This is a genomic window from Herbaspirillum sp., from assembly GCF_035644555.1.
Classification (GTDB): Bacteria; Pseudomonadota; Gammaproteobacteria; order Burkholderiales; family Burkholderiaceae_D; genus Herbaspirillum.
In genome coordinates this window covers 14,246-39,965 of record NZ_DASQOH010000073.1, presented here as the reverse complement: position 1 = coordinate 39,965, position 25,720 = coordinate 14,246, and the positions used below count along the sequence as shown (strand labels likewise).

At 65.0% G+C, this 25,720-nt stretch carries 23 protein-coding genes and 1 pseudogene; 14 read left to right on the top strand and 10 right to left on the bottom strand.

Going from position 1 to position 25,720, the window contains the following annotated elements; translation table 11 throughout:
- The 5 genes from VE092_RS20840 to VE092_RS20820 all read left to right on the top strand — a co-directional run.
- Nucleotides 1-3,302 (top strand): autotransporter domain-containing protein (locus VE092_RS20840; RefSeq protein WP_324879858.1); only part of this gene is annotated, 3,302 nt, incomplete at its 5' end.
- A 71-nt stretch (nt 3,303-3,373) separates the two neighbouring features.
- Nucleotides 3,374-4,243 carry an alpha/beta hydrolase gene (locus tag VE092_RS20835; RefSeq protein ID WP_324879857.1) on the top strand — a complete coding sequence of 290 codons (870 nt, stop codon included), beginning with the start codon at nt 3,374-3,376 and terminating at the stop codon, nt 4,241-4,243.
- A 108-nt stretch (nt 4,244-4,351) separates the two neighbouring features.
- Complete coding sequence (gene cheD, locus VE092_RS20830) at nt 4,352-4,963, top strand: chemoreceptor glutamine deamidase CheD (RefSeq protein ID WP_324879856.1); 612 nt, start codon at nt 4,352-4,354, stop codon at nt 4,961-4,963.
- Between the two features lie 180 nt (nt 4,964-5,143).
- A complete protein-coding gene (locus tag VE092_RS20825) occupies nt 5,144-5,443 on the top strand; it encodes a type II toxin-antitoxin system RelE/ParE family toxin (protein ID WP_324879855.1) in 300 nt (99 codons plus the stop codon).
- A 27-nt stretch (nt 5,444-5,470) separates the two neighbouring features.
- Entirely contained in the window at nt 5,471-5,959 is a 489-nt protein-coding gene (locus tag VE092_RS20820; RefSeq protein WP_324879854.1) for an addiction module antidote protein, read from the top strand.
- Nucleotides 5,960-6,049: 90 nt separating this feature from the next.
- On the opposite strand, the gene otnI is transcribed toward VE092_RS20820, so the two are convergent.
- From otnI to VE092_RS20790, 6 genes are all read right to left on the bottom strand, one after another.
- Nucleotides 6,050-6,853 carry a 2-oxo-tetronate isomerase gene (gene otnI, locus VE092_RS20815; RefSeq protein ID WP_077236125.1) on the bottom strand — a complete coding sequence of 268 codons (804 nt, stop codon included), beginning with the start codon at nt 6,851-6,853 and terminating at the stop codon, nt 6,050-6,052.
- A gap of 126 nt (nt 6,854-6,979) precedes the next feature.
- Nucleotides 6,980-8,293, bottom strand: a complete 1,314-nt coding sequence (locus tag VE092_RS20810; RefSeq protein WP_324879853.1) for an MFS transporter — start codon at nt 8,291-8,293, stop codon at nt 6,980-6,982.
- Between the two features lie 324 nt (nt 8,294-8,617).
- The gene (locus tag VE092_RS20805) at nt 8,618-9,256 is read right to left on the bottom strand and encodes an aldolase (RefSeq protein ID WP_006461464.1); all 639 of its coding nucleotides are present in this window, start codon (nt 9,254-9,256) and stop codon (nt 8,618-8,620) included.
- Nucleotides 9,253-10,539, bottom strand: coding sequence for a 3-oxo-tetronate kinase (gene otnK / locus VE092_RS20800; RefSeq protein ID WP_077236127.1), 1,287 nt, complete (start codon nt 10,537-10,539; stop codon nt 9,253-9,255). The genes VE092_RS20805 and otnK overlap by 4 nt, the downstream gene beginning before the upstream one ends.
- 45 nt (nt 10,540-10,584) lie before the next feature.
- Complete coding sequence (gene ltnD, locus VE092_RS20795; RefSeq protein WP_324879852.1) at nt 10,585-11,481, bottom strand: L-threonate dehydrogenase; 897 nt, start codon at nt 11,479-11,481, stop codon at nt 10,585-10,587.
- 201 nt (nt 11,482-11,682) lie between these two features.
- Nucleotides 11,683-12,384, bottom strand: a complete 702-nt coding sequence (locus tag VE092_RS20790; protein ID WP_006461461.1) for a FadR/GntR family transcriptional regulator — start codon at nt 12,382-12,384, stop codon at nt 11,683-11,685.
- A 252-nt stretch (nt 12,385-12,636) separates the two neighbouring features.
- Between VE092_RS20790 and VE092_RS20785 the strand changes: the two genes are divergently transcribed.
- Nucleotides 12,637-13,578 carry a 5'-nucleotidase gene (locus tag VE092_RS20785; protein WP_324879851.1) on the top strand — a complete coding sequence of 314 codons (942 nt, stop codon included), beginning with the start codon at nt 12,637-12,639 and terminating at the stop codon, nt 13,576-13,578.
- Nucleotides 13,579-13,686: 108 nt separating this feature from the next.
- Here the strand turns inward: VE092_RS20785 and VE092_RS20780 are convergent.
- Together VE092_RS20780 and VE092_RS20775 are read right to left on the bottom strand one after the other, a co-directional pair.
- Nucleotides 13,687-13,809, bottom strand: a pseudogene (locus VE092_RS20780) (AraC family transcriptional regulator); the annotation flags it as partial.
- A gap of 81 nt (nt 13,810-13,890) precedes the next feature.
- Nucleotides 13,891-15,102, bottom strand: coding sequence for an MFS transporter (locus VE092_RS20775; protein ID WP_324879850.1), 1,212 nt, complete (start codon nt 15,100-15,102; stop codon nt 13,891-13,893).
- 124 nt (nt 15,103-15,226) lie between these two features.
- Between VE092_RS20775 and VE092_RS20770 the strand changes: the two genes are divergently transcribed.
- Together VE092_RS20770 and VE092_RS20765 are read left to right on the top strand one after the other, a co-directional pair.
- Nucleotides 15,227-16,111: a helix-turn-helix transcriptional regulator gene (locus VE092_RS20770; protein WP_324879849.1), complete on the top strand. Its 885-nt coding sequence runs from the start codon at nt 15,227-15,229 to the stop codon at nt 16,109-16,111.
- Entirely contained in the window at nt 16,096-17,655 is a 1,560-nt protein-coding gene (locus tag VE092_RS20765) for a CHAD domain-containing protein (protein ID WP_324879848.1), read from the top strand. Before VE092_RS20770 ends, VE092_RS20765 begins: the two co-directional genes overlap by 16 nt.
- A 21-nt stretch (nt 17,656-17,676) precedes the next feature.
- On the opposite strand, the gene VE092_RS20760 is transcribed toward VE092_RS20765, so the two are convergent.
- Entirely contained in the window at nt 17,677-18,534 is an 858-nt protein-coding gene (locus VE092_RS20760) for an IclR family transcriptional regulator (RefSeq protein WP_324879847.1), read from the bottom strand.
- On the bottom strand, nt 18,531-19,418 hold the full coding sequence (locus VE092_RS20755; RefSeq protein WP_324879846.1) for an IclR family transcriptional regulator: 888 nt from the start codon (nt 19,416-19,418) through the stop codon (nt 18,531-18,533). Before VE092_RS20755 ends, VE092_RS20760 begins: the two co-directional genes overlap by 4 nt.
- 713 nt (nt 19,419-20,131) lie before the next feature.
- On the opposite strand from VE092_RS20755, the gene VE092_RS20750 reads away from it, so the two are divergent.
- The 6 genes from VE092_RS20750 to VE092_RS20725 all read left to right on the top strand — a co-directional run bounded on the left by VE092_RS20750 (nt 20,132) and on the right by VE092_RS20725 (nt 25,716).
- Nucleotides 20,132-21,037, top strand: a complete 906-nt coding sequence (locus VE092_RS20750; protein WP_324879859.1) for an SDR family NAD(P)-dependent oxidoreductase — start codon at nt 20,132-20,134, stop codon at nt 21,035-21,037.
- A 24-nt stretch (nt 21,038-21,061) separates the two neighbouring features.
- A complete protein-coding gene (locus tag VE092_RS20745) occupies nt 21,062-21,979 on the top strand; it encodes a MaoC family dehydratase (RefSeq protein ID WP_324879845.1) in 918 nt (305 codons plus the stop codon).
- Entirely contained in the window at nt 21,976-22,761 is a 786-nt protein-coding gene (locus VE092_RS20740) for a citryl-CoA lyase (RefSeq protein ID WP_324879844.1), read from the top strand. Before VE092_RS20745 ends, VE092_RS20740 begins: the two co-directional genes overlap by 4 nt.
- 3 nt (nt 22,762-22,764) lie before the next feature.
- A complete protein-coding gene (gene paaG / locus VE092_RS20735; RefSeq protein ID WP_324879843.1) occupies nt 22,765-23,565 on the top strand; it encodes a 2-(1,2-epoxy-1,2-dihydrophenyl)acetyl-CoA isomerase PaaG in 801 nt (266 codons plus the stop codon).
- Nucleotides 23,566-23,629: 64 nt separating this feature from the next.
- On the top strand, nt 23,630-24,769 hold the full coding sequence (locus VE092_RS20730) for an ABC transporter substrate-binding protein (protein WP_324879842.1): 1,140 nt from the start codon (nt 23,630-23,632) through the stop codon (nt 24,767-24,769).
- Nucleotides 24,770-24,843: 74 nt separating this feature from the next.
- Nucleotides 24,844-25,716 (top strand): branched-chain amino acid ABC transporter permease, encoded by an 873-nt coding sequence (locus VE092_RS20725; protein ID WP_039873933.1) that lies wholly within the window; start codon nt 24,844-24,846, stop codon nt 25,714-25,716.
- Nucleotides 25,717-25,720: the final 4 nt, after the last annotated feature.

Below are 25,720 nucleotides of genomic sequence, written 5' to 3'. Positions count from 1 at the left end.
CTCCCGCCCACGCGGCCAACTACACGGTCGGCAACGGCACCACCGACACCACGGCCAAGACGCTGACCAAGAACGGCAGCGACAGCATCACCGTCGATGCCGGCGGTACGCTGGCCTCGGGCAGCGCGGCCAGCATCAAGACCTCGCAGGACAACGACAACCTCTCCAACGTCACCATCAACAACGCCGGCACGATCAATCAGACCAGCGGTCTGTCGGCCATCAGCATCAACAACAAGAAGGTCAACCTGATCCTCAACAATGCGCTGGGCGGGGTGATCACGAGTTCGTCGAGCGCGTCCAAGACGCCGACCATCCTGATCGGCAAGGGCAGCGATAGCTTCTCCATCGTCAACCTCGGCACCATCTCGCAGACCGGGCCGACGCCGACCAATGCGGACAACGGCAAGAACTACGCGATCAATGCCAACGGTGACTACTCCACGACCGGCAACACCATCGTCAACGGCTCGGCCACCAACAGCAGCGCCACCATCAGTTCGTCGAGCTCGACCGCGATCAAGATGGGCTCGAACATCCTGCTGACCAACTATGGGCGTATCTTCACCACCAGCCCGGTCAACACCTCCTGCCCGGATTACCTCAGCGCCTGCGCCAGCGGTTCGCCACCAAAGGCGGCCGATGGCATCTCCATCGATGACGGCATCAAGAATGCCGTCGTAGTCAACTACGGCAGCATCACCGGCGCGCGCCATGGCATCGATGGTGGCGATCCGGTCGCCGCCACGCCGGACAACAACCTGGCCAATGCCATCCAGCTCACCCCGCACCTCACCACCACCGGCATCAGCTTCGATGCCACCTATGCCGACGGCAGCACGCGCAGCAATGTCACCATCAGCAACAACGTGGTGATCAACCAGGCCAGCGGCGTCATCACCGGCAATAACGGTTCGGGCGTCGGTTTCGACAGTCACGGCGTGGTCTTCAACTACGGCACCATCGTCGGCAACTATGCCGGCAGCGGGCGCGTGTATGACGTGCTGGGCAACGGTGCCACCACCAGCAATGGCGACGGTGACGGCGTGGACATCGACGGTACCGCCTATATCGAAAACTGGGGCAGCATTCGCGGCACTGGCGCCGGTGGTCTGGATTCCACCGGCCAGCCCAATGGCGCCGATGGCGTGGCCGCTGGCGGCGGCACGGTGATCAACCATGCGGGCGCGGTGATCTATGGCGATGCGCACGGCATCCTGATCGACGACGGCAATGACTGGTCCAAGGATGCCAGCAATCCGCTCATCACCTACAACAACGGCAACACCACCGGGCGCGGCACCAGCAGCGTCAATGGCAGCAAGGCCTACATCGTCAACGACGGCAGCATCATCGGCAACAAGGGTGTGGCAGTCGGCCTGGTGGGCAACTACGACGACACCCTGATCAACAATGCCAGCGGCGTCATCACCGGTGGCGCCCAGGCCACGCTGACCGGCCAGGGTGGCAGCACCACACCGGGCGCGGCGGTGCAGATGGGCGGTGGCAACGACACCCTGATCAACTACGGCCGCATCGAAGGCAAGAACGGCATGGCCATCGACATGGGCGACGGCGACGACTCGCTGCAATTGCTGGGTGGCACCGTGATCGGCACCATCAACGGCGGCGCCGGTACCGACACCCTCACCACCGGTGGCACCCAGACCTTTGCGGCAGGTGTGCTGTCGGGCTTCGAGAACTTCGTCGTGCGCGATGGCGTCACGCGTTTCAACTATGACCTGGGCACGGTCAGCAACATGACCGTCAACCAGGGCGCCGTGCTGCAGGTCAATGGCGCCTTCGGCACCAGCGGCAACCTGGCCGTCAATGGCGTGTTCCAGGCGGCCGATGGCGCGGCGGTGCGCAAGATCAATGTCGGCGGCAATTTCTCGCTGGGCGGTGGCGCGACCCTGCAGGTGGGCGTGGCCGGTCCGCAGGCCGACCAGATCGTCACCGCCGGTCGCGCCACGCTGGTCAATGGCGCCACCGTGCAGCCGGTGGTCAAGACCTATGTTCCCAACAGTGCGCGCTGGACCATCCTGTCGGCGGCCGGCGGCGTGTCGGGCGATGTGTCGCAACTCCAGGTGGCCAACACGGCCACGCTGAACTACAGCCTGCAGCTCAGCGGCAATGACCTGATCCTCAGCGCACAGCGCACCAGCAGCGTCAGCGATGTCACCGGCAGTCCGCTGGGCCGTGCCCTGGATGCACTGGGCAACAGCAGCAACAACGCACAGGTGCAATCGCTGCTGGCCTCGCTGGATGCGCTGCCCACTGCAAGCGCCTATCGCAGCGCGGTGCGACAACTGCAGCCCGAGACCAATCGTGCCAGCCAGCAGGCGGCACAGGTGGCCATGGGCAGCGTGTTCTCGGCGGTGTCCGGACGCATCGATAGCGCCCGCAATGACAGCCAGGTCGCCAGCGCCAGCGGGATGGATGGCAAGCGCGGCAGCGGCATCTCCACCGGTGAAGCAGCTGCCCGCAGCCGCGTCTGGCTGCAAGGCCTGGGCGCCTGGGGCAGGCAGGATCCGCGTGCCGGCGCCGATGGCTACGACATCAACGCCTACGGCATGGCGGCTGGCCTGGAAACCGACCTCTCCGCACGCGAAGTGGCCGGCCTCACGCTGGGCTATACCCGCGCCGGTACCCGTGGCAACGACAACGCCAGCGGCAACGACGTCGACGTCAACGCCGTCAATGTGGGCGGCTATGTCGGCCTGGACATGGGCGGCTGGACCCTGGACGGCTCGCTCATGGTAGGCGGCAATCATTACAGCAGCCAGCGCGCCATCAACTTCCTGGGCCAGAAGGTGAACGGCAGCTATAACGGCTGGCAGCTCGGCGCACGGGTCGAAGCCGGCCTGCCCTTTGCCATCAGCCAGACCTGGTCAGGCCGTTGGCTGGCGGGCCTGCGCCTGTCGCACCTGGCCAACCAGGGCTATACCGAGAGCGGCAACGCAGCGCTGGCGCAGAACGTGGGCGCGACCAATGCCAATTCCGTGCAGCCGACGCTGGGCGTGGAACTGAACCGTGTCAACGAAAACGGCGACCGCCTGCAACTGCGCGCACGCTACCTGCGTGAGCTGGCCGGTAATCCCGATGTCACCGCCAGCTTCGTGGCCGGCGGCCCCAGCTTCACCACCGCCAGTGCCGCGCCCAACCGCGACGCCGTGCAAGTGGGGGTGAGCTATCGTTTCAACGGCAGCCAGGGCAGCTATGGCACGCTCGGCTACGACGCCGAAATCCGCGACCGCGCGCTGATGCATCAACTGACGGCACGGGTGGGCTGGCTGTTCTGATCCGGCGCAACCCTGCAGACGGCCCGCAGCCCACGCTTGCGGGCCGTTTTTACTCGGGCGACAATCGCCGCATGCGCCCTCCCTCCATTTCCCGTCTGCTGCATCGCTATCTTCCCCTGGCCGGCCTGGCGGCGGCGCTGGCCGGCTGCGCCGGCGATCCGCTGCAACATGCCGATGCCGTGGCGTCGCGCGCCGCCCTGCAGCGCCAGGAAGTCAGCGCCGGCCCCTTCGTGCTGACCACCTACGTGCAGGCGCGGCCCCATGCGACCGTGCTGCGCGTGTATATCGAAGGCGATGGCCGTGCCTGGCTCAGTCGTACCCAGGTCTCGCCCGATCCGACCCCGCACGAGGCCATGGGCCTGCAACTGGCGGCCAGCGATGACCAGGCGGCACTGCTCTACCTGGCACGTCCCTGCCAGTTCACGCCGATGGCGCGCAATCCGGCCTGCCGCCCGGCCTACTGGACCGATCTGCGCTATGCCCCCGAGGTGATCGATGCCATGGACGCAGCGCTGAGCCAGTACGTGGCGCGCCTCAGGCCGGCGCGGCTGGAACTGGTGGGCTACTCGGGCGGCGGCGCGATCGCGGTGCTGTTGGCCGCGCGCCGTCACGATGTCGCCGCCATCCGTACCGTGGCGGGCAATCTGGATCACGTAGCCGTGAACCGCTGGCACCAGGTTTCGCAGATGCCCCGCTCGCTCAATCCCATCGACGTGGCGCCGCAGGTGGCGCATATTCCGCAACGTCACTTCAGCGGTGCCGATGATCGCGTCGTCCCCACCGCCATCGCCCGTGACTTCGCGGCGCAGGCCGCTCCCTGCGCCGCCCTGCAGGTCGTTCCGGGCATGGGGCACGAGAGCGACTGGCCGGCTCTCTGGCCGAGCCTGCTGCGAGCGCCGCTGCCCTGTGCGGGAGCAAAGACTCCGGGCCGCCAGCGCTGACTCTAGGGAAATCCCCGATACCGGGAGGGCGATGCCTGGCTGACAATGGGAACTGCAACAACAGTCACCATCCCTCACCGGGATGACACAAAACAATCAGGGGCCCGTATGCAGACCGTCATCAACAAGCCGGAGAATTTCGCTTCCTACGTCTATCACGACCGGGCCTTCGACTGCGAAACCGCCAAGATCCTGCCGGGCGAGTACTACTACACCGGCGCCGACATGATGATCGTCACCGTGCTGGGCTCCTGCGTCTCTGCCTGCCTGCGCGACCGCGTCAGCGGCGTGGGCGGGATGAACCACTTCATGCTGCCCGATAGCGGAGGTGAGGCCGATAGCCCCGTCTCGGCCTCGATGCGCTACGGCACCTATGCCATGGAAGTGTTGATCAACGACGTCCTCAAGGCCGGCGCCCGCCGCGAAAACCTGGAATGCAAGGTCTTCGGTGGTGGTGCGGTGCTGCGCGGGATGAACGCGATGAATGTCGGCGAACGCAATGCCGCCTTCGTCAGGAGCTTCCTCTCGGCTGAAAAAATCCGCGTGGTGGCCGAAGACCTCAACGACATCTGGCCGCGCAAGGTCCACTTCTTCCCCCGCAGCGGCAAGGTGCTGGTCAAGAAGATCAAGGACGCGGGCGCCGACCTGGCCAGCCGCGAACGCGAATATGCCTCCAAGCTGCAGGCCAAGCCGGTGGGTGGGGAAATCGATCTGTTCTGAATTTCTGCTCCACCAACGCCTCTTCTTCCCCTTCCGTATTGCGTACGACCGGTACGACGCCGGCGTGCGAGCTCGTCATTTCACGATTTTCCGCTTCTGGTAACATGGCGCTTCGGCAGCGAAGTATCCATATGGATACAATTGCGCGCGATATCGCGTTCAAGGACCAGGCTGCCGTCGATGTATACCATCAAGGAAACCGGAAAGTTCAAGACGTGGCTGGCCGGTCTGAAGGACCTGCGGGCGCGTTCGCGAATCGTGGCCCGCATCGTACGTGCGGGACAGGGTAACCTCGGCGACTGCGAATCTGTTGGCGATGGCGTCAGTGAAATGCGGATAGCGTATGGCCCTGGGTATCGTGTCTATTTCGCCCGCGAAGGAGAGATAACCTATCTCCTTCTATGTGGCGGCAACAAGTCTTCTCAGGCGCGCGATATTCTGGCAGCCAGGGAACTCTGGCGGCAACTCAGGAAGAAGTGATTCGGCCAGGACATCAAGGGAGCCAGCATGACAAGTCGGAAATTCAACAGCGGGGATCTGCAAGTCTCCGTGTTCGATCCGGTGGACTATCTCGACAGCGACCAGGCAATGGTCGCCTATCTCGAAGCCGCCTTCGAAGAGAACGATCCTGCCTTCCTGATGGCCGCACTCAGTGACGTCATCCGCGCCCGCGGCATTGCGGAAGTTGCCAGCAAGGCCGGGCTGGGACGGGAGAGCCTCTACAAGACCCTGAAGCCGGGCGCCGAACCGAGGCTGGGAACGATCCTGCGCCTGCTGGGCGCACTTGGCATCCGCTTGAGCATCAGCCCTGCGCGGGCAATTCGCAAAACGAGAAAACCTGCCGCTTCCAAACCCGCGAAGCCTGCGACGAAAGGCAGGCCCATCAGGAAATCAACGTCGACTCAGTCTTCCGTCGCCAAGCCCCGACCGCGGAAGGCCGATGAAGAAAAGGGTCCCGCCAAGACCGGGGCTGCGCGAAGTCAGCCCTCCGCCTGAACCCTCTGACCATCAACAAAAAATGCCGCCCGGCACAACACCGGGCGGCATTCTGTTGCGTCGACGCCCGACTTGCGGGCGCCCGGGCACCTACTTCTTCAGCGTCGTCAGTCCCTGTTCGGCCAGGGCCTTCAGCCAGCCCAGGCCGGCCGAAGTGGCGCCAGCCGGGTTGTATTCGCAACCGATCCAGCCCTGGTAACCCAGCGAGTCGATCAGCTTGAGCAGGTAGGGATAGTTCAGCTCGCCCACGTCCGGCTCGTGACGTTCCGGCACACCGGCGATCTGGATGTGGCCGATGCCGGGCATGTCGCGCTTGAGCTTCACGGCGACATCGCCCTCGACGATCTGGCAGTGGTAGCAGTCGAACTGCACCTTCAGATTGGGCGCGCCCACTTCGGCGCAGATGGCTTGCGCATCATCCTGGCGGTTCAGGAAGAAGCCGGGAATGTTGCGGGTGTTGATCGGCTCGATGACTACGGTCAGGCCGGCGGACTCGGCCTGGTGCGCGGCGTAGGACAGGTTGTCCAGGTACACGGCGCGATGCTGTGCGCGATCCTGATCAGGCTTGATCAGGCCGGCCATCACGTGCAGGGTCTGGTTGCCGATCACGGCGGCGTATTCCAGCGCGGTGTCGATGCTGCGCTTGAATTCATCCTGGCGGCCCGGCAGCGAGGCAATGCCGCGCTCACCAGCAGCCCAGTCGCCCGGAGGCGCATTGAACAACGCCTGGGTCAGGCCGTTGGCCTCCAGGCGCGACTTGATCTCTTGCGGCTGATAGTCGTAGGGGAACAGGAACTCGACGCCGGAGAAGCCATCCTTGGCGGCGGCGGCGAAGCGGTCCAGGAAATCGTGTTCCACGTACATCATGCTCAGGTTGGCGGCAAAACGCAGCATCGGGTTCTCCTTGATAACGAAGGGGGCCAGTGTAGCGCGAACGCGGATCGCCGCGCCGACACCGACGGTGCAGAAAACGTCAAAGCCCGCAGGCACAGGCATGCGGGCTTCGAACGGGACATCACATTACTTGTTGACCACGCTGGGCTTGGTCATCAGGGTGGCGACCGAACCTACCACCAGCATGATGGCCAGCATGTACATGCCGGTCGCATTGCTCTGGGTCAGGTCCTTGAAGTAACCGATCAGGTAGGGGCTGACGAAACCGGCCAGGTTGCCCACCGAGTTGATGGCGGCGATACCGACGGCAGCAGCAGCACCCGACAGGAAGGAGGTCGGCAGCGACCAGAACAACGGCGCGCAGGTCAGCACGCCAGCGGCAGCCAGCGACAGAGCGGCGATCGACACAGCGGTGTTGTCGGCGAACAGGGCGGCGCCCACGAAGCCCACACCACCCATCAGGGCCGGGATCACCAGGTGCCAGCGACGCTCGCGCATGCGGTCGGCGCTACGGCCGATCAGGTTCATGGCGATGATGGCGCAGCCGAAGGGGATGGCCGACAGCAGGCCGATTTCCAGGTTGCCCTTCACGCCGGTGGCCTTGACCAGGGTCGGCATCCACAGTGTCAGACCGTACTGGCCCATCACGAAGGAGAAGTAGATCAGGCACATCAGCCAGACACGCGCATCCTTGACGATGGCGCCGAAGCCGTGCTTGCTCTCCTTGCCCTTGGCGTCACCGTCGATGTCAGCCTGCAGGGACTTCTTTTCGTCGTCACTGAGCCACTTGGCGCTCTTGACGTCGTTGTCCAGATACAGGACCGTGGCCACGCCGATCAGCACGGCGGGAATGGCTTCGATCAGGAACATCCACTGCCAGCCTTCCAGGCCGCCATTGTTGTGGAAGGCATCCATGATCCAGCCCGACAGCGGGTTGCCCAGGATACCGGCCACGGGGATGCCCGACATGAACACCGCGATCACCTTGGCACGACGGTGCGAAGGGAACCAGTAGGTCAGGTACAGGATGATGCCGGGATAGAAACCGGCCTCGGCCAGACCCAGCAGGAAGCGCAGGATGTAGAACTGGGTGGCGTTCTGCACGAACATGAAGGCCGCAGAGAGGATGCCCCAGGTAATCATGATGCGGGCGATCCAGATGCGCGCGCCGACCTTGTGCATCAGGATGTTGCTGGGCACTTCGAAGAGGAAGTAGCCGATGAAGAACAAGCCCGCGCCCAGACCGAAGACGGTCTCGGAAAAGCCCAGGTCCTGCGACATCTGCAACTTGGCGAAGCCGACGTTGACGCGATCCAGGTAGGCGATCACGTAGCACAGCATCAGGAAGGGCATGATGCGCCAGAAGACTTTCTTGTACAGACCGTCCTTGGTCTTGTCGTTGACGTCGAGTCCGACGCCGGTATTGCTTGCGGTGGTCATGGTGTTACATCTCCCTAAGAGTGTCGCGGCTGCAGCTGCGGCCGCTGGTTGCTTGGTGCCCGTGGTCTGACGGGCAATTTATGGATTCAATCGGAGCGCCAGCATCTGCTTGTACAAGAGGCTGGTGCCCGGCATTGATGGACCGGTCTTGCGCCGGCTTTCTTGTCCCATTCCTGCACCTATCTCCTGACGATGGGCGCAGGCAGGGCATGGCGGCCATCCAATGGCCGCCATGATTGCGTTGTTGCTGTTGGGTGGCGCGAGCTTCCTTGGACTGGCCCGGACTTGCGCAAACTTGTCCGGACCTGCCTGAAATCGCCTGGCCTACCAGCGCGCCTTGAAGGTATCGCGCAGATCCTGCAGCGCGGGCTCTTCCAGCGGCGTGGCGCGGCCACCGGCGAGGTGCCACAGCTTGGCGGTTTCTTCCAGTTCTTCCAGCGCGAAGGCGGCCTTGGACACCGAACTCTCCCAGACCACCGGGCCGAGGCGTTCCAGCAGCACGCCGCGCACGCTGGTGGCGATCCTGGCGACCTGCTCGGCCACTTCCGGTGCACCCGGGCGGGCGTAGCGGATCAGCGGGATGTGGCCGACCTTCATGACGTAGTACGGCGTGATCGGCGGCAGCACGTCCTGCTCGCTATACACGCCGTTGATGGTCAGCGCGACCAGATGCGTGGAGTGCGTGTGCACCACGGCATGCATCTCGGGATTGTTGTCGTAGATCGCGCGATGCAGTACCAGTGTCTTGGAGGGCTTGTCGCCCGAAACCCATTCGCCGGCCGCATTGACCTTGGCGATGGCGGCCGGATCGAGGTAGCCCAGGCAGGCGTCGGTTGGCGTGATCAGCCAGCCGTCGTCGAGACGGGCACTGATGTTGCCGGCCGAGCCTACGGTGTAGCCGCGCTGGTACAGCGAAGCACCGATGCGGCAGATCTCTTCGCGCAGTTGGCTTTCCTGGCTCATGCGGTTTTCCCGTCGAGGTAGCGCAGTGCTTTTTCGAAGAAATCGACGCTGCCGAAATTGCCCGACTTCAGGGCCAGTGCCACCGGTTGTTCATCCAGCGTGGCCGTGGCCGGCACACCCGGATCGATCTGCGGGCCGATACGCAGCGCCCGCACGTCCAGCGCCTGTACCACTGCGCCGGAGGTCTCGCCACCGGCCACCACGAACTGGCGCACGCCACGCTGCTTGAGGCTGGCAGCGATGCTGGCGAGCGCCTGCTCGACCAGATGGCCGGCCTTGGCCACGCCCAGTTCCTTCTGCACCGCCTTGACTTCGTCAGGGGTGGCGGTGGCATAGATCAGCACCGGTTCGTTCTTGATGCGCTCGTCGGCAAAAGCCAGGGCCTGGGCCACCACGTCTTCGCCACGGGCCAGGGCCAGCGGATCGATGCGGAAGGCCGGACGCTTGGCCTTCCATTCGGCCACCTGGGCATTGGTCGCCTTGGAGGCAGAACCGGCCAGCACCACCGACAGGCCATCGACCTTGGGCAGTTGCGCGGCTTCGCCGGCGGCGGTGAGCAGGCCGGCACGGCGGAAGTTCTCGGGCAGGCCCAGGGCCACGCCGGAGCCGCCAGTGATCAGTTTCAGTTCGGCGCAGGCCTCACCGAGGGTGAACAGGTCCTTGTCGGAGACGGCATCGGCAATCGCCATCTTCACGCCTTCGGTGCGCAGCGCGGTGAAGCGCTCCTGGGTGGCCGCCGCGCCACGGGCCACGGTGTCGTAGCGCACCAGGCCGACCTTGGACTCGGTCTGGCGCTGCAGCACGCGCACCAGGTTGGCATCGGTCATGGGCGTGAGCGGATGGTTTTCCATGCCCGATTCATTCAACAGCGCATCGGCCACGAACAGGTAGCCACGATAGATGGTGCGGCCGTTTTCCGGGAAGGCCGGGCAGGCGATGGTGAAGTCCACGCCCAGCTCCTTCATCAGCGCGTCGGTGACCGGGCCGATGTTGCCTTCGTCGGTGGAGTCGAAGGTGGAGCAGTACTTGAAGAAGAACTGCGTGCAACCCTGTTGCTGCAGCCAGCGCAGCGCGGCCAGCGATTGTTCGATGGCCTCGGCGGCCGGCACGGTGCGCGACTTCAGCGCGATCACCAGTGCGTCGGCAGCGACGCCGGGCATTTCGCTGGGCACGCCGATGGTCTGCACGGTGCGCATGCCGCCGCGCACCAGCATGTTGGCCAGGTCGGTGGCGCCGGTGAAATCATCGGCGATGCAGCCCAGCAAGGGTCGGGATTGGGACATGGAAGCTCCTCGATTCTGTGGTGGTGACGGCGTCTTGCCGACGACTTATTTGGCCTTGGCCGGCGGCAGGTCGATGCCCGGGAAGATCTTGATGACGGCCGAGTCATCCTCGCCGCCATGACCGGCGGTGGAGGCCATCATGAACATCTGGTGGGCAGCGGCCGACAGCGGCAGCGGGAATTTGCTGCGGCGGGCGGTATCGAGCACCAGGCCCAGGTCCTTGACGAAGATGTCCACGGCCGACAGCGGGGTGTAGTCGCCATTGAGGATATGCGGCACGCGGTTTTCGAACATCCAGGAATTGCCGGCGCTGTGGGTGATGACGTCGTAGAGTGCATCCGGATTGACGCCTTCGCGCAGGCCCAGGGCCATGGCTTCGGCAGAGGCGGCGATGTGCACGCCGGCCAGCAGCTGGTTGATGATCTTGACCTTGGAGCCGATGCCGTGGGTATCGCCCAGGCGGTAGACCTTGCCGGCCATGCCAGCCAGCACGTCTTCGATCTTGGCATAGACCTCGGCGGGGCCGGAGGTCATCATGGTCATTTCGCCCGAGGCGGCACGCGCGGCGCCACCGGAGACCGGCGCGTCCAGCAGCAGCAGGCCCTTGGCGGCCAGGCGCTGGCCCAGTTCGATGGCGAAGTCCGGCGCCACGGTGGCGCTGGAGATGACCACGCTGCCCGGCTTCATCTGCTCCACGGCACCGTTGTCACCGAAGAGCACGGTCTCGGTCTGGGCGGCATTGACCACCAGGGTGATGACCACGTCCACCGACTTGGCCAGCTCGGCCGGATTGGCGCAGGCCACGCCACCGGCGGCGGCGAACTTGTCCAGGACTTCCTTGCGCACGTCACAGGCATGCACGTTGAAGCCGGCACGCAACAGCGAGCTGGCCACGCCATAACCCATGGCACCCAAACCGATCACACCTACATTCCTGGACATAATTGCCTCCGCGTTGTTGGCGCCGCTGCCGATGAATGAGGGCAGGACGTTGCGCCGGGTTGATGATGCGACGCCGGCTCGTGCCGGCGTCCGTATTTCCAACTTTGTCTGGAGGGAAGTCCCCGCCAGGTCATCGAATCATGTGCTGCTTGTTTGCTGCTTGTTTGCTTCTTACGTGCGGCTCATCTGACGCCGCCGGCTTCAGGCCTGGCCCTGACTCAGGCGACGCGCGGCGTTGAACATGTGGGTCTGAGCAGCATTGCGCGCAGCCATTTCATCGCCGGCACGAATCGCCTCGACGATGGCTTCATGTTCTTCACGCACCTGGCGCGAGAAGTCCTCATAACGGGCCTCGTTGCCCCGGGTGACCGCCGTGGCCGCCTCCAGGTACTGCGACAGGAATTCCAGCGTCTTGATGAAGTAGGGATTGCGGGTGGCCTGCGCCAGCGCCCGGTGGAAGGCCACATCCGCCGCCACGCCGTCGCCGCCGCCAGCGACATCGGCACCGATCTGCGCCAGCGCATCGTCGATGGCGCGCAGATCCTCGGCACTGCGACGCTTGGCCGCCTGCGCCGCGACTTCAGCCTCGATGGCGCGGCGCAGCTCGACAATCTGCAGCACGGCATCAGGCGAACTCACTTCGGTGTAGTCGATGCGCAGCGGCTTGATGCCGGCCTGCTCGGTGACGAACACCCCACTTCCCTGACGGGGCTCGACCACGCCCTCATGCTTGAGCCGCGCAATGGCCTCGCGTACCACCGTGCGGCTGACGCCGAACTGCTGGGCCAGTACCGCTTCGGTCGGCAGCTTGCTGCCACGCGGGAAAGCGCCGGCATCGATGTTTTCCAGCAATTGCCGGGCTACCGTGTCGCTCAGGGCCTGGGCGGGGATTTTCTGAAACATGCTGTCTCGCGGTCGTTTTATCGTCGGGTTATCCGGTCATCATACAAATTTATTTTGAGGCCGGCAATCCGATTTTTTCTCTTTACGCGGAGTAATACCCCATTTTTGTGAAAATTTGAAGGAGATGAAAGAAATTGCAGTGTTATATCCAGCCGTTGGCTCCAGACATCAAGAATGTGAATATCTGAGCCATAGCAGCATCGCCGGGCGGCTGGCTCTACAATCGATGGTTTCCCGCTACGGATTCGCCGCATGCCCTACGATCTCTCGGACAAGCTCGTCATCGGAATTTCCTCCCGCGCCCTGTTCGACCTGGAGGTGGAAAACGCCATCTACGACCAGCAAGGCGTCGAGACCTACGCCGACTACCAGCGCGCCCACGAGAACGATCCGCTGCAACCCGGCACGGCCTTCCCCTTGGTCAAGGCATTGCTGCAGTTGAATGAACTGATCCCGGAACGCCGGCTGGTGGAAGTGGTGGTGATCTCGCGCAACACGCCCGATACCGGCCTGCGCGCCTTCAACGCGATCGCCGCCCACAAGCTCGACATCAGCCGTGCCGCCTTCACCGGCGGTGGGCCGACCGCACCCTACCTGCAGGCCTTCAAGATCGACCTGTTTCTGTCACGCGATACCGGTGACGTGCAGGAAGCCATCGATGCCGGCGTGGCCGCTGCGCAGCTATATGCGGCGCCGCTGGACTACAGCGCGCCGGACAACCAGATCCGCATCGCCTTCGATGGCGACGCCGTGCTGTTCTCGGCGGAGTCCGAACGCATCTTTGCCGAGAAGGGCCTGGAAGCCTTCGCCCGCCATGAACAACGACATCGCAAGAAGGCCTTGAAGGAAGGCCCCTTCGCCAAGCTGCTGCTGGCCCTGTCGGCGATCCAGAAACAGTTTCCGCCCAAGCAGTGCCCGGTGCGCATCGCCATCGTCACCGCCCGCAACAGTCCCGCGCACCAGCGCGTGATCCACACCCTGCGTACCTGGAACGTGACGGTGGACGAAGCCTTCTTCCTCGGTGGCCTGAACAAGGCCGAGGTATTGCAGGCCTTCGGCGCCCACATGTTCTTCGACGATCAGGAGGGGCATGTGCAGAAGGCCGCAGTGGTGGTGCCGTCTGGACGCGTACCGTACAAGGGCGGGACGCTGGAGGGCGGACGGGTGGCACGGGGACGGGGCAGCAAGGGCTGAGGTGATACTGAATGCGGGCGGAGACAAACCCTTCTGTCGCATTTCACCCGGCCACACATCGCAGGGCCATGGCAACCTGTGCGACACGGCACGGCTTCTTCAACGTCTCTAGGGCTTCATCTCGCGCACTATCCTTTCGGCATCACGACCGGGAGGACTGCCGAACTCACGTGCGTATTCCCGGCTGAACTGGGTCGCGCTCTCGTAGCCCACTTCATGAGCGGCGGCGCTGACGTTATAGCGCGCGGCCATCAACCATGCCACGGTCGACTGGTCGGTCAGGTCTTGTCAGCATGCCGTCGATGCAGTGGACTAGGGCGAGGCAATCACCCGGCCCGGCTTGCCGGCCAGCCAGCCCAGCACACCCATGAGTACCGCACCGGCCGCGCACAAGGCCAGGACCACGGTCCAGTGGCCGCTGGCATCGTGCAGGCGGCCCATCAGGATGGGACCGGCGGCGGCCAGCAGGTAACCCACGCTTTGCGCCATCGCCGACAGCGCCGCGGCCTGGGGTGGCGTCGATACCCGGGTGCCGACAAAAGCCAGGCCCAGGATCAGCACCGCGCCGGTGCCAAACCCGAACAGCGGCACCCAGACGATGGAGGCCTGCGGCCAGGCAATCAGGCCGACCAGGCTCAGCACGGTGGCCGCCGACATGCTGGCGGCCACCGGACGATGGTCGCGGATGCGCCCACCCAGCGGGATCAGGAGCAAGCCGGGCAGGGCCGAGGCCAGTTGCATCAGGCCGTGCAGGTTGCCGGCCTCGACTGCGCTATGACCATTGGCCGCAAGTATCGAAGGCAGCCAGGCGGTGACCACGTAATACACCAGCGAATTGGTGCCGAGGAAAAAGGTCACCTGCCAGGCCAGCGGCTGGCGCCACATGGACGCAGCGCGGGCCGGCATGGCAGCGGGGCGGGTGGCGCGGCGCAACTGGGGCAACCAGACCAGGATGGCCACCAGCGGCAGCACGATGAAGGTCGCCAGCGCCCATGACCAGCCCAGGGCGCCGGCCAGCGGCACCGCACACACCGAGCCCAGCGCCGAGGCGCCGCCCATGGTCAGGGCGTAGATCGCGGTCATGCGCGTGAGCTGGTCAGGGAAGTCGCGCTTGAGCAGGCTGGGCAGCAGGACATTGCCGCCGGCGATACCACAGCCGATGATGCAGGTCCCCACCAGGAGCGCGGCCATCGAGCCGGTCGAGCGCAATACGATGCCGGCGGCGATCAGCAGCAAGGCCAGCAAGAGGGCGCGTTCCAGCCCCAGGCTTCGGGCCAGCCGCGCGGCCGGTGGCGAAATGAGCGCAAAGCACAGCAGGGGCAAGGTCAGCATCAGTCCGGCTGCCCCAGCCGAGAGCGCAAAGGTCTGCTGCAGCAGTTCCATGACCGGCCCCACGGCCGTGACCGGCGCGCGCAGGTTGGCGGCGATCAGCAGGATGCCGGCCACCAGCCACAGGCGACCGGCGCGGCGCACCGCCGACGGGGTGGCGGCTGGGGAAGAGGAATCGGTGTCGGTAGCGTGCATGGCAGCGGGCGGAAAGATGGAGCGCCCAGCTTAGCCAATCGCAGCGTGGACGTATTTGGCTACAATGCCAGGATATTGCTAAAAACGGTCAACCCACCTGCCCTGCCGCCGCATGACCACTCGTATGCCGACTCTCTACGCCAGCCTCGTCGAACATGACCCGGACCGCCTGGCCGCCGCCGTGACGGCGCTGCGCGTGCATACCCACGAGAGCGAGCGGGAAACGCCCTTCCACAGCCATCGCAAGGGTCAGCTGGTGGTGGCGCTACATGGCGCGGTCACCTGCGAGACGGCGCAGGGCATGTGGATCGTGCCGCCGCAATCGGCGGTGTGGATCCCGGCCGGCGTGCCCCACAGCAACCGGGTCACACTGGACGGCCAGCTGTGCTTCCTGTTCATCGATCCCGATGCGGCGCGCATGCCCACCACCTGCTGCACGCTGGCACTGACGCCCCTGCTGGTACAGATGATCTGCCACCTGGCCGAACAGGCGCAGGATTACGCCCCCCATGAACGTACTGCGCGCCTGGCGGCGGTACTGGTGGAAGAACTGGAACACAGCCAACGCCAGGCCCAGCCCGCACATCTGCCGCCACCTCTGCCCATGCCCCAGCATTCGCGCCTGCGCGAGATCGCCCGGCGCCTGGCCGAACAGCCGGCCGACCGCAGCACCGTGGCCGAGTGGGGCCAGCGCCACGCCATGAGCGAACGCAGCTTTGCCCGCTTCGTCCAGGCCGAGACCGGCATGAGCTTTGGCCGCTGGCGGCGCCAGATCCACCTGATGGTGGCGCTGCAGCGCCTGGCCTCGGGCAGTTCGGTGCAACGCGTCTCGCAGGACCTGGGCTATGACTCGGTGAGTGCCTTCATCACCATGTTCAAGAAGACCCTGGGCAAGCCGCCGGCGCGCTACATGGCGCAGCGCCAGGCACATCTGCCGCCGCCGTCGCCACCGTTGCCAGCGGCCCCCTACTTCCAACCGAAACGGCCCCCCTCATGGAAACCGAACTGAAACTCCTGCTCGCCCCGGCCCACACCAAAGCCTTCATCCGTCACCCGCTGATCAAGCGCCATGCCCTGGCTGCGCCGCGCATCAAGGACCAGACCGGCACCTACTTCGATACCCCCGACCTGCTGCTGCGTCGTCACGATGCCGGCCTGCGGGTGCGCCGCACCGGCAATGAATTCATCCAGACCCTCAAGGCCGGCGGCGGCGTATCCGGCGGGCTGCATCAGCGCAACGAGTGGGAGTCGCAGGTGGCAGCGGAGACCCCGGACCTGCTCGCGCTGCGTGCACTGGTGGCCGGCGACGACGAGCAGGTGGCCGAGATCCTGTCCGACGAGGTGGCGGCACGCATCACGCCCATCTTCAGCACCCGCATCCAGCGCATGGTGTGGGACCTGCGGCTGAAAGACGGCACCGAAGTGGAATGCGTACTGGACCAGGGGACGGTGGAACACGGCACGCTGCAGTCGCCGGTGTGCGAGATCGAGCTGGAGCTCAAGAGCGGTGACGTCAATGCCCTGTTCGACTTCGCGTTGCAATTGCTGCAGGACCTGCCCCTGCGCATCGGCATCCAGAGCAAGGCGCAGCGCGGCTATACGCTGTTCCACCAGGCGCGGCGCGGCGACGCGGCGCCGATCTCGTCTGCCAGCCGCGCCACGGCGCTGCAACTGGCGCGCAAGATGCCGGTGGAACAGGCCTTCCTCGCAGTGGTGGGCAATTGCGTGGCGCAGATCCAGGCCAACGACATTGCCGACCAGGACAGCGGCGACATCGAACGCCTGCACCAGATGCGGGTAGGCCTGCGACGCCTGCGTTCTGCCTTCAGCCTGTTCGGTGAGGTGATCGCCCTGCCCGCCGCACTGGAGCAGGAATTCGCCTGGATCGCCGAAGCCATCGGCCACGCCCGCGACTGGGACGTGCTGGCCACGCAGACCCTATCCACCCTGCCGGGCCTGGCATCAAACAACGTCGCGGGAATCGATCTTGAGGCGGTACGCCACGCCGCCCTGATCCAGGCGCGCAAGCAACATGCGCAGGCGGTCGAGACCGTGGCCTCCCCGCGCTACACCGCACTGGTGCTGCAATTCAGTCGCTGGCTGCTGCAGGCCGGCTGGCGCACGACCGCCACGGGGGACAACCGCCAAGCCCTGGAGCAAGCCCTGGCACGCTTTGCCCGACAGCATCTGCGTCAGGATGAAAAGCGCCTGAACAAACGCGGCGCGCACATGGACGAAAGCGCTCGCGCCCGTCACCGCACCCGCATCGCCGCCAAGAAGATGCGCTATGACATCGAATTCTTCCTGGCCCTGTATGGCGAGAAGAAGAGCCGCCCCTATCTCAAGGCGCTGGCCCGCCTGCAGGATCAGCTCGGCCAGCAGAACGACCTGGTCGTGGCCGACGCCCTGCTGCAGCAACTGCAGCGCAGGCAGGCCCGGCTGGCGCCCAGCGTGGCCTGGGTCCGCGGCTTCCTGAGCGGACAGGCCGGGGATGGTCATGCGCGCACACGGCGCCTTTGGAAGAAATGGCAGGCGCAGGAGTTGCCGCGTTAGGTACCCTCAGCCGGAAGTCGCTCAGAAGCAGCTGGAGTCGACCTCTTCCAGTTCCAGCATCAGCAGCCGGGCGGTCTTCATCAGGGCTGGCGCCAGCTGTTCGCGGATCACCTCGCGATCCGGCAGCGCTCCCACGGCACTGCAGTTCAGGCCCATGCGCAGCGGTGGATTGCCCAGCGCCAGCGGGACGCTGATGGCAAAGGTGTCGCGCTGGTATTCGCCGGCCGCCAGGCAATAGCCATGGGCATCGAGCTCGCCGAAGGCACGCTCCATCCGTGCAACCACCTGCGGGCCGTGCTCGCCGCTTTTCTTCCATATGCCAAACAGCAGGCGCTGGCGCTGCTCCGGCGACTGTGACCAGACGTAGGCGCGTCCTATCGAACTGAGCGCCATCGGCACCGAACGCCCCACGCCCAGCCGCAAGGTGGCGATCTTGCGGCCATTGCAATACTGGATGTAGACCATGTCCAGCTGGTCGGCCACGGCCAGCCCGACCGACATGTCGAAGCGGTCGGCGAAGTCCTGCATGATGGGGCGGGCCGCTTCCTGCACCAGGCTGTTGGACAGGTAGCGCTGCCCCGGTCGCAAGCCGCGCACACCCACCTGCACCCGCACGCCATCCGGCGCGCGATCCAGATAGCCCAGGGCCACCAGGGTGGCGGTCAGGCGCGAGACCGACGCCTTGGAGTAGCCGCTGCGACGCACCAGTTCGGCATGCGACAAGGGCTTGGCGCTGCCCTGGAAAACCTTCATGAGCAACAGCGCGCGCTCCAGCGAATGGGTGGCGGCCTGTCCGGCCTCGCTACGCTCATCGGCCTGCCCCGCCGCTGCGGCCGGCAATTGACGTGCCGCACGCCGGTTCCCTGCAGCGCCACTCATGTACCCGCCCCCAGGCGCGCACGCACGGCCAGGAGTTGCGGACCGATGCGCTGCTCGACACGGGCCTTGCTGAGGCTACGCGCAGGGCCGGCGCACAAAAGCACCATGGGCATGCGTTGCGCCAGTTGCAGCGGCGCCGCCAGTACGGTGATCTCCGGCCCCCAGTCACCGGTGGAGAGGCAATACGACTTGTCGGTGATCTGCTGCTGGGCATCGGCCAGCTTCTGGCGCAGCAGCATCCATTCGTCACGCTTGTGATAGGGGCGCATGTGGTCCAGCAGGTAATTGCGTTCGTTTTCATGCAGGCAGGCCAGCAAGGCCCAACCCACTGGAGAGGATGCCATCGGCAGGTGTTCGCCCACACCCAGTCCCACGGTCGCATTGCTGGAAGCGCTATGGCAGTTCTCGAAGAAGATCATGTCCAGTCCGTCACGTCCGGCCAGCGCCACGAAGACACCATTGTCGTCGGCCAGCTTCTGCATCAATGCACGCGCCTGCAGGACCACGTCGGCATCGACCATGGCGGCAAAACCCAGGGTGAGTACGGCCACGCCGAGCCGGTACTTGCGCCGCTGTTCGCTGTAGCCGAGATAGCCCAAGGCGGTCAGCGTCTGCGTCAGGCGTGACACCGTGGCCTTGGGCAGACCGGTGCGCGCGGCCAGGTCCTGGTTGGCCAGCCACTCGTCGGTACCGAGGAAGGCATCCAGCACGGCGAAGCCGCGTTCGACCGGCTTGATGACCGCACTCTCGCCGACCGTACCGGCATCGGCACCTGCGCGATAGCCGGGCGGATGGGGAGCGCGCAGCACCAGGCGCACATCCTTGATGCGTGCGCGCCGCTGCCGTGGGGCCTGCGGGTGAGGCTGGCGGGTCGCCGTGCTCATGCGCGACCGGCGGCCATGGATACCGCTGCAATGATCAGATTCACCGGGTCTCCTTGCCCTCTATGGTCGGGCCTTGCGCAGAGCGCCAGGCGCGGGATTGTTTCCTGGACGCTACCTTGCGACAACGATCCGCCGAGGGTCAACCGATGAATATTTTATGTTCCGTACTTTGGAATTTCCAATGCAGTTTTGAATTTTCTCTCCAACGGCGCAGATCATCCGCAGATTCCTGACCAGCTTTGATGCGATGCAGCTATCCCAAATCCGCCTTGTATTCTGGGGGCTTTTGGAGGCGCTCTGATTTTCTCTTGCGGCGCGCAATTGGCCGCTGCCGGGCGGACCATCAGTGGCGCGGAGGATGGAAGAAAAAAATTCATTCCGATGTACGGAACATCGTCTCCGGCCGGCTTGACACTGTTTTGGCTCTTCCAGACTATACGCACATCGCAGTCACGGCAGCACCGTCGAAGCACAGCACCAGAACAGCAAAACAGCAATACACACGAGACACCGGCAACACCCTCACGTCAGCAGCATCAGCAGCAGCACGCTGCCGCCACTCCCGCAGGAGTCCCGGCGCACAGCGTTCACCGGATCCCGGTCACGACCGGAACCGGCACCACCGATCAACCGAAACGACAACGCGCAGACCGGCGCGAGGGGCAGCTTTGCCCGTCGTTTCCCGCACAGGAAAAAAAATGAGCACTCCCCACATGCTGGAAGGAAAGGTCGTCATCGTCACCGGTTCCGGTGGCGGCATCGGACGTGAAATCGCGTTGGCGATGGCGCAGCAGGGCGCCGCCGTGGTGGTCAACGACATCGGCGTCTCGCTCACCGGTGAAGGCGCAAGTGCCGGTCCGGCGCAGCAGGTGGTCGATGAGATCCGCCAGGCCGGTGGCCAGGCCGTGGCCAGCACCGACAGCGTGGCCGACGCCGCCAGCGCGGCACGCATCGTGGAGCAGGCGGTGCACAGCTTCGGACGCATCGATTGCGTGGTCAATAACGCCGGCATTCTGCGTGACGCCCTGTTTCACAAGATGAGTGGCGACGAATGGGATGCCGTGCTCAAGGTCCATCTGTATGGCGCCTATCACGTCAGTCGCGCTGCGGCGCTGCACTTCCGCGAACAGCAGTCAGGCAGCCTGGTGCACATGACCTCGACCTCGGGCCTGATCGGCAATCTGGGTCAGGCCAACTATTCGGCCGCAAAATTGGGACTGACGGCATTGTCCAAATCGATCGCACTGGATATGCAGAAATTCAATGTGCGCTCCAACTGCATCGCGCCGTTTGCGTGGAGCCGCATGATCAGTTCCATTCCGGTCAAGAATGAGGAACAGCAGGCCAGGGTGGACAAGATCAAGCGCATGACACCCGACAAGATCGCGCCGCTGGCCACTTATCTGGCCAGCGACGCTGCCGCCGACGTCAATGGCCAGGTCTTCACGGTGCGCAACAATGAGATCTTCCTGATGAGCCAGCCGCGTCCGCTGCGCTCCATCCACCGTGGCGAGGGCTGGACCGCGCAGACCGTGGCCGAGCATGCCATGCCGGCGCTCAAGGCCAGCTTCGTGCCGCTGGATCGCTCCGCCGATGTCTTCCAGTGGGACCCGGTCTGAACCGGTCACGGCAACGAGCCCATCATGAGCATCGATTACCAGACCCTGAAGAACTGGCAATTCCCGGTCCTGCAGCACACCTACGACGCCGACGACAGCATGCGCTATGCGCTGGCGGTCGGTCTGGGTGCGGCCGCCACCGGCGAGGATGCGCAGCGCGACGGCGCCCTGCGCTTCGTCTACGAAGCACAGTTGCAGGCCCTGCCCAGCATGGCCGTGATCCTGGCGCACCCCGGCCTGTGGATGGGCGCGCCGCAAGCCGGGGTGGACCTGCTCAAGGTGGTCCATGGCGAACAGCGCCTGCGCCTGCACCGGCCATTGCCGGCCAGCGGCAGCGTGGTCGGCCGCTCGCGCGTCAAAGCGGTGATCGACAAGGGGCGTGACAAGGGCGCGCTGCTGATCGTCGAGCGCGAGTTGCACGATGCCGCCGGCGAGTTGCTGGCAACGGTGGAACAGACCAGCTTCTGTCGCGGCGATGGCGGCTTCAGCGATGCCCACACGCCGGTCGATACCGCCTCGGCACCGATGCCGCCGGTACCGGCACGCGCCCCCGACCTGCTGTGCGACCTGCCGACCCGGCCGGAGGCGGCGCTGCTGTATCGTCTGTCGTCCGACCGCAATCCACTGCATGCCGATCCGCAGACCGCCCTGCGCGCCGGTTTTCCGCGCCCCATCCTGCACGGCCTGGCGACCTATGGCATCGCCTGCCACGCCCTGCTGCGCAGCTGCTGCGATTACGACGCCAGCCGCCTGTGCGCCCTGGCCACGCGCTTTTCCGCCCCGGTCTACCCGGGTGAAACCCTGCGTACCGAAATCTGGCGTGACGGTCGCCACCTGCAGTTCCAGATGCGTGCGCTGGAACGCGATGTGATCGTGCTCGCCAACGGTACCGCCGAAATGACCGATGCCACGCCTTCGAACTTCTCCACGGAGACCCCATGACCAGCAACAGCAAGCCGATCCGCTCCGACATCGCCTTCAGCACGGCCGACCGCATCGTGGTGCGCGGCAAGAGCCTGCCCGACGACATCCTGGGCAAGATGAACCTGGGCGACTTCGCCTACCTGCAATTGACCGGCAAGACTGCCTCGCCGCAACAATCCAACATGTTCAACGCGCTGTTGATCACGCTGGTGGAACACGGCATCACCCCCAGTGCGATCGCCGCGCGCATGACCTATGCCGGTGCGCCGGAGTCGCTGCAGGCGGCAGTGGCGGCCGGCCTGTGCGGACTGGGTACGGTCTTCGTCGGCACCACCGAAGGCGCCGCCCGGATGCTCTACGAAGCCTTCGAACAGGCCGGCGACGAAGCTGACCTGCCAACCCTGGCGGCGCAGACCGTGGCGCAATATCGGGAGCGCAAGCAGATCATCCCCGGCCTGGGACACCCGGTGCACAAGCCCATCGATCCACGCACTCCGCGCCTGTTCGCGCTGGCGCAGGAGAACGGCATGGCCGGCCGCTATGTGCAACTGATCCAGCTGATCCAGCAGGAAGCCGAGCGGGTCTCCGGCAAGCAGTTGCCCATCAATGCCACCGGCGCGCTGGGCGCGATCTGCTGCGAGTTCGGCTTTCCCTGGAAGATCGTGCGCGGCTTCGGCGTGATGGCGCGCGCCATCGGCCTGGTCGGCCATCTGCTGGAGGAATCGGAGTCGCCCATGTCCTATCAGCTGTGGCACGAGATCGAAGCCCGCGCCAGCGCCCACCTGCGCGAGCAGGAGTAAGGGATGAGCGCCATGGAAGACAGTTCCGTACTGTGCAGCTTCGAGCAGGGCGTGGCCAGCATTACGCTGAACCGGCCCGAGCGGCTCAACAGCTTCAACGACGCCATGCATGAGCAGATTCGTGCCTTCCTGGATCGCATCGAAGGCGAGCCGGGCTTGCGGGTGCTGGTGCTGACCGGTCGCGGACGCGCCTTCTGCGCCGGCCAGGACCAGAGCGACCGCGCGCCGCTGCCGCCCGGCCAGCAGCGCGATCTAGGTGCAGCCCTGGAGCGTTACTACAAGCCCCTGATGCTGCGCCTGCGTGCCTTGCCGGTGCCCGTGGTGTGCCTCATGAATGGACTGGCGGTGGGTGTAGGCGCGACCCTGGTGCTGGCTTGCGACATCGTCATCGCCACTCGTTCGGCCTACTTCATGCAGGGTTTCTCACGACTGGGCTTGATGCCGGACGGTGGTGCCACGCAGTTTCTGCCACAGCGCATCGGCACGGCGCGTGCCCTGGGGCTGTGCCTGCTCAACGAGCGGCTGGATGCCGAGCAGGCGGCCGACTGGGGCCTGATCTGGCGCTGCGTGGACGATGCACAGTTCGACGCGACCAGCCAGGCGCTGGTGCAGCAGCTGGCCGGCAGCGCCACCCGTGCCCTGGGTCTGACCAAGGCCGCCATCCATGCCGCCGCCCACAACGACCTGGCACACCAACTCGACCTGGAGACCGAGGGTCAGCGTGCGCTCGGCCATACCGATGACTACCGGGAGGGCGTGAGCGCTTTCCGCGAAAAACGCAGCCCCGTCTTTCAGGGGCATTGACGGTACAAACCGGCGCGGCCATCCGACCAGCGCCTATCACAAGCGAGGAGACAAGGAGATGAACATGAGCAAGTGGAACAAGGCATGGACGGCCGGGATCATGGCCTGCGCACTGACAATGTCTGCCGCACCGGGTCTGGCGCGCGCGGGGGACATGAGCATCGGCGCGCTGTTCCCGATGAGCGGCCCGAACGCCTCCTATGGCGACATCTTCGGTTCAGGTGCCAACCTGGCGGCCGAGCACATCAACGCCGACAACATGCTGGGCGGCAAGCTGAGCATCCAGTACGAAGACAGCCAGGCGCTGCCGCAACAGGGGGTGATCGGCATGAACAAGCTAGTCAACGTGGAGAAGGTGCCGTACGTGCTGTCGGCCTTCACCGGCGTCTCCAAGGCCATTTCCACCATTGCCGGACGCAGCAAGACGGTGGCCGTCAACGGTGGCGGCGTGGGACCGGACCTGGCCGAACTGGGCCCCTATTTCTGGAACATCATCCCGCTGGCCAACTATGAAGTGCGGGCCATCATTCCCTACCTGATCAACGAACGCAAGCTGAAGAACTTCGTGCTGGTCTATGTCGATGATCCGCTCGGCCAGGCCATCCGCAAGGAAATGGAAAGCGTGCTGCCCGGTGCCGGTGGCAAGCTGGTAGAAGCCCTGTCGGTGCCGGCCACGGCGCAGCAGTTCGGCGGCATCGCCGCGCGTGTGCGGGCCGCCAATCCGGACGTGATTTACGTGGCCTCCTACGGCTCGCAGCAGTCGCAGATCGTCAAGCAGTTCCGCGACAACGGCATCAAGCAGCAGTTCGCCAGCTATACCGCCTTCTCGATTCCGGAGATCAATGCCCTGCCCGAGGCCGCCGGCTCGCTCTACACCTCGCAGAACATCGACTGGAATTCACAGGATCCGGTGACGCGACGCTTCGTCGACGACTACCGCAAGAAGTACAACAAGATGCCCACGGCCTATATCGCCAACTACTACAACGCGGTACGCATGTTCGGCCTGCTGGCACAGCAGCTGATCAAGAAGGGACTGCCTGTCACCGGTGAGAACCTGCTCAAGCAGCGCATCGAGACCGCCAGCTTCGACCTGGTCGGCGGCAAGGTCAGCTTCGCGGCCAACGGTACGGTCACCATGCCGATGCAGATCAACGAGATCGACGGCAAGGGTGGCAAGGTGGTCAGCACCTCGGCCCGCTGAGCCGGTATCTCGGCCATCGGTGCAACTACAGGAGCGTGCCGTCCGTCGCCGGACGGCACCCGGAGGATCCAGACATGCTATTGCTACAGCTATTGATCAATGGAGTACAGGTGGGCGCCCTGTATGCGCTCATTGCGGTGGGGTTTTCGCTGATCTTCGGCTCCACCCGCATCTTCCATTTCGCCCACGGCTCCACCTTTACCATCGCCGCCTACGTCTTCTATGACCTGCTGTCCATCGCGCAGTGGCACTGGAGCCTGGCGGTACTGGCTTCGGCTGCAGCGGCGGTCCTGTTCGGACTGGCGCTGAACCGCTTCGTGTATGTACCGATCCAGAAGCATGAGGGATCGTTCTTCACCGTCTTCGTCGCTTCCTTCGGGGTCGGCATCGTGGTACAGAACCTGTGCGGCATGCTGTTCGGACGCAGCTTCGTGGCCGTCAGCACACCGCTCTCGCGCAGCGTCGAATGGCTGCCGGGGCTGTATGTGTCACCGCTGGCCGGCATTGCCATCGTGATCGCGCTGCTGTTCTTCTTCGCACTGCAGCTCTTCCTCATGCGCACCCATACTGGCATGGCCATGCGCGCCCTCTCGGAGAACCCGGAACTGGTGCGCGCCTACGGCCTGTCGCCGCGCCGGCTGTCGATGATGGTGTTCGCACTCGGTTCGCTGCTGGTGGTGCCGGCAGCGCTGCTGTCGGCGGCCGGCTCGGGACTCAATCCAGCCATCGGTCACCACGTCATGCTCATCAGCCTGGCTGCCACCATCGTGGGCGGTGTGGGCAGCCTGCGTGGCGCCGCCTGCGCCGGCCTGTTGCTGGGCCTGGCCGAAAACCTGGCGCTGGCCTGGTTCGAGCCGCAATGGAGCGAGGCCATCACCTTCATCGTGCTGTTCCTGTTCATCCTGTTCCGCCCCTCCGGCTTCTTCGGTCGGGTCGCCACCAGCTGAGGCC

What these genes read in the sequence shown, in the direction of transcription:
- VE092_RS20745 (WP_324879845.1), top strand. Translation starts at nt 21,062, where the DNA reads ATGAGCATCGATTACCAGACCCTGAAGAACTGGCAATTCCCGGTCCTG.
- VE092_RS20760 (WP_324879847.1), bottom strand. Translation starts at nt 18,534, where the DNA reads ATGAGTGGCGCTGCAGGGAACCGGCGTGCGGCACGTCAATTGCCGGCC.
- VE092_RS20730 (WP_324879842.1), top strand. Translation starts at nt 23,630, where the DNA reads ATGAGCAAGTGGAACAAGGCATGGACGGCCGGGATCATGGCCTGCGCA.
- VE092_RS20725 (WP_039873933.1), top strand. Translation starts at nt 24,844, where the DNA reads ATGCTATTGCTACAGCTATTGATCAATGGAGTACAGGTGGGCGCCCTG.
- paaG (WP_324879843.1), top strand. Translation starts at nt 22,765, where the DNA reads ATGAGCGCCATGGAAGACAGTTCCGTACTGTGCAGCTTCGAGCAGGGC.
- VE092_RS20810 (WP_324879853.1), bottom strand. Translation starts at nt 8,293, where the DNA reads ATGACCACCGCAAGCAATACCGGCGTCGGACTCGACGTCAACGACAAG.
- VE092_RS20790 (WP_006461461.1), bottom strand. Translation starts at nt 12,384, where the DNA reads ATGTTTCAGAAAATCCCCGCCCAGGCCCTGAGCGACACGGTAGCCCGG.
- VE092_RS20825 (WP_324879855.1), top strand. Translation starts at nt 5,144, where the DNA reads ATGTATACCATCAAGGAAACCGGAAAGTTCAAGACGTGGCTGGCCGGT.
- otnK (WP_077236127.1), bottom strand. Translation starts at nt 10,539, where the DNA reads ATGTCCCAATCCCGACCCTTGCTGGGCTGCATCGCCGATGATTTCACC.
- VE092_RS20755 (WP_324879846.1), bottom strand. Translation starts at nt 19,418, where the DNA reads ATGAGCACGGCGACCCGCCAGCCTCACCCGCAGGCCCCACGGCAGCGG.
- VE092_RS20770 (WP_324879849.1), top strand. Translation starts at nt 15,227, where the DNA reads ATGCCGACTCTCTACGCCAGCCTCGTCGAACATGACCCGGACCGCCTG.
- VE092_RS20835 (WP_324879857.1), top strand. Translation starts at nt 3,374, where the DNA reads ATGCGCCCTCCCTCCATTTCCCGTCTGCTGCATCGCTATCTTCCCCTG.
- cheD (WP_324879856.1), top strand. Translation starts at nt 4,352, where the DNA reads ATGCAGACCGTCATCAACAAGCCGGAGAATTTCGCTTCCTACGTCTAT.
- VE092_RS20740 (WP_324879844.1), top strand. Translation starts at nt 21,976, where the DNA reads ATGACCAGCAACAGCAAGCCGATCCGCTCCGACATCGCCTTCAGCACG.
- VE092_RS20785 (WP_324879851.1), top strand. Translation starts at nt 12,637, where the DNA reads ATGCCCTACGATCTCTCGGACAAGCTCGTCATCGGAATTTCCTCCCGC.
- VE092_RS20775 (WP_324879850.1), bottom strand. Translation starts at nt 15,102, where the DNA reads ATGCACGCTACCGACACCGATTCCTCTTCCCCAGCCGCCACCCCGTCG.
- VE092_RS20765 (WP_324879848.1), top strand. Translation starts at nt 16,096, where the DNA reads ATGGAAACCGAACTGAAACTCCTGCTCGCCCCGGCCCACACCAAAGCC.
- ltnD (WP_324879852.1), bottom strand. Translation starts at nt 11,481, where the DNA reads ATGTCCAGGAATGTAGGTGTGATCGGTTTGGGTGCCATGGGTTATGGC.
- VE092_RS20750 (WP_324879859.1), top strand. Translation starts at nt 20,132, where the DNA reads ATGCTGGAAGGAAAGGTCGTCATCGTCACCGGTTCCGGTGGCGGCATC.
- VE092_RS20820 (WP_324879854.1), top strand. Translation starts at nt 5,471, where the DNA reads ATGACAAGTCGGAAATTCAACAGCGGGGATCTGCAAGTCTCCGTGTTC.
- otnI (WP_077236125.1), bottom strand. Translation starts at nt 6,853, where the DNA reads ATGCTGCGTTTTGCCGCCAACCTGAGCATGATGTACGTGGAACACGAT.
- VE092_RS20805 (WP_006461464.1), bottom strand. Translation starts at nt 9,256, where the DNA reads ATGAGCCAGGAAAGCCAACTGCGCGAAGAGATCTGCCGCATCGGTGCT.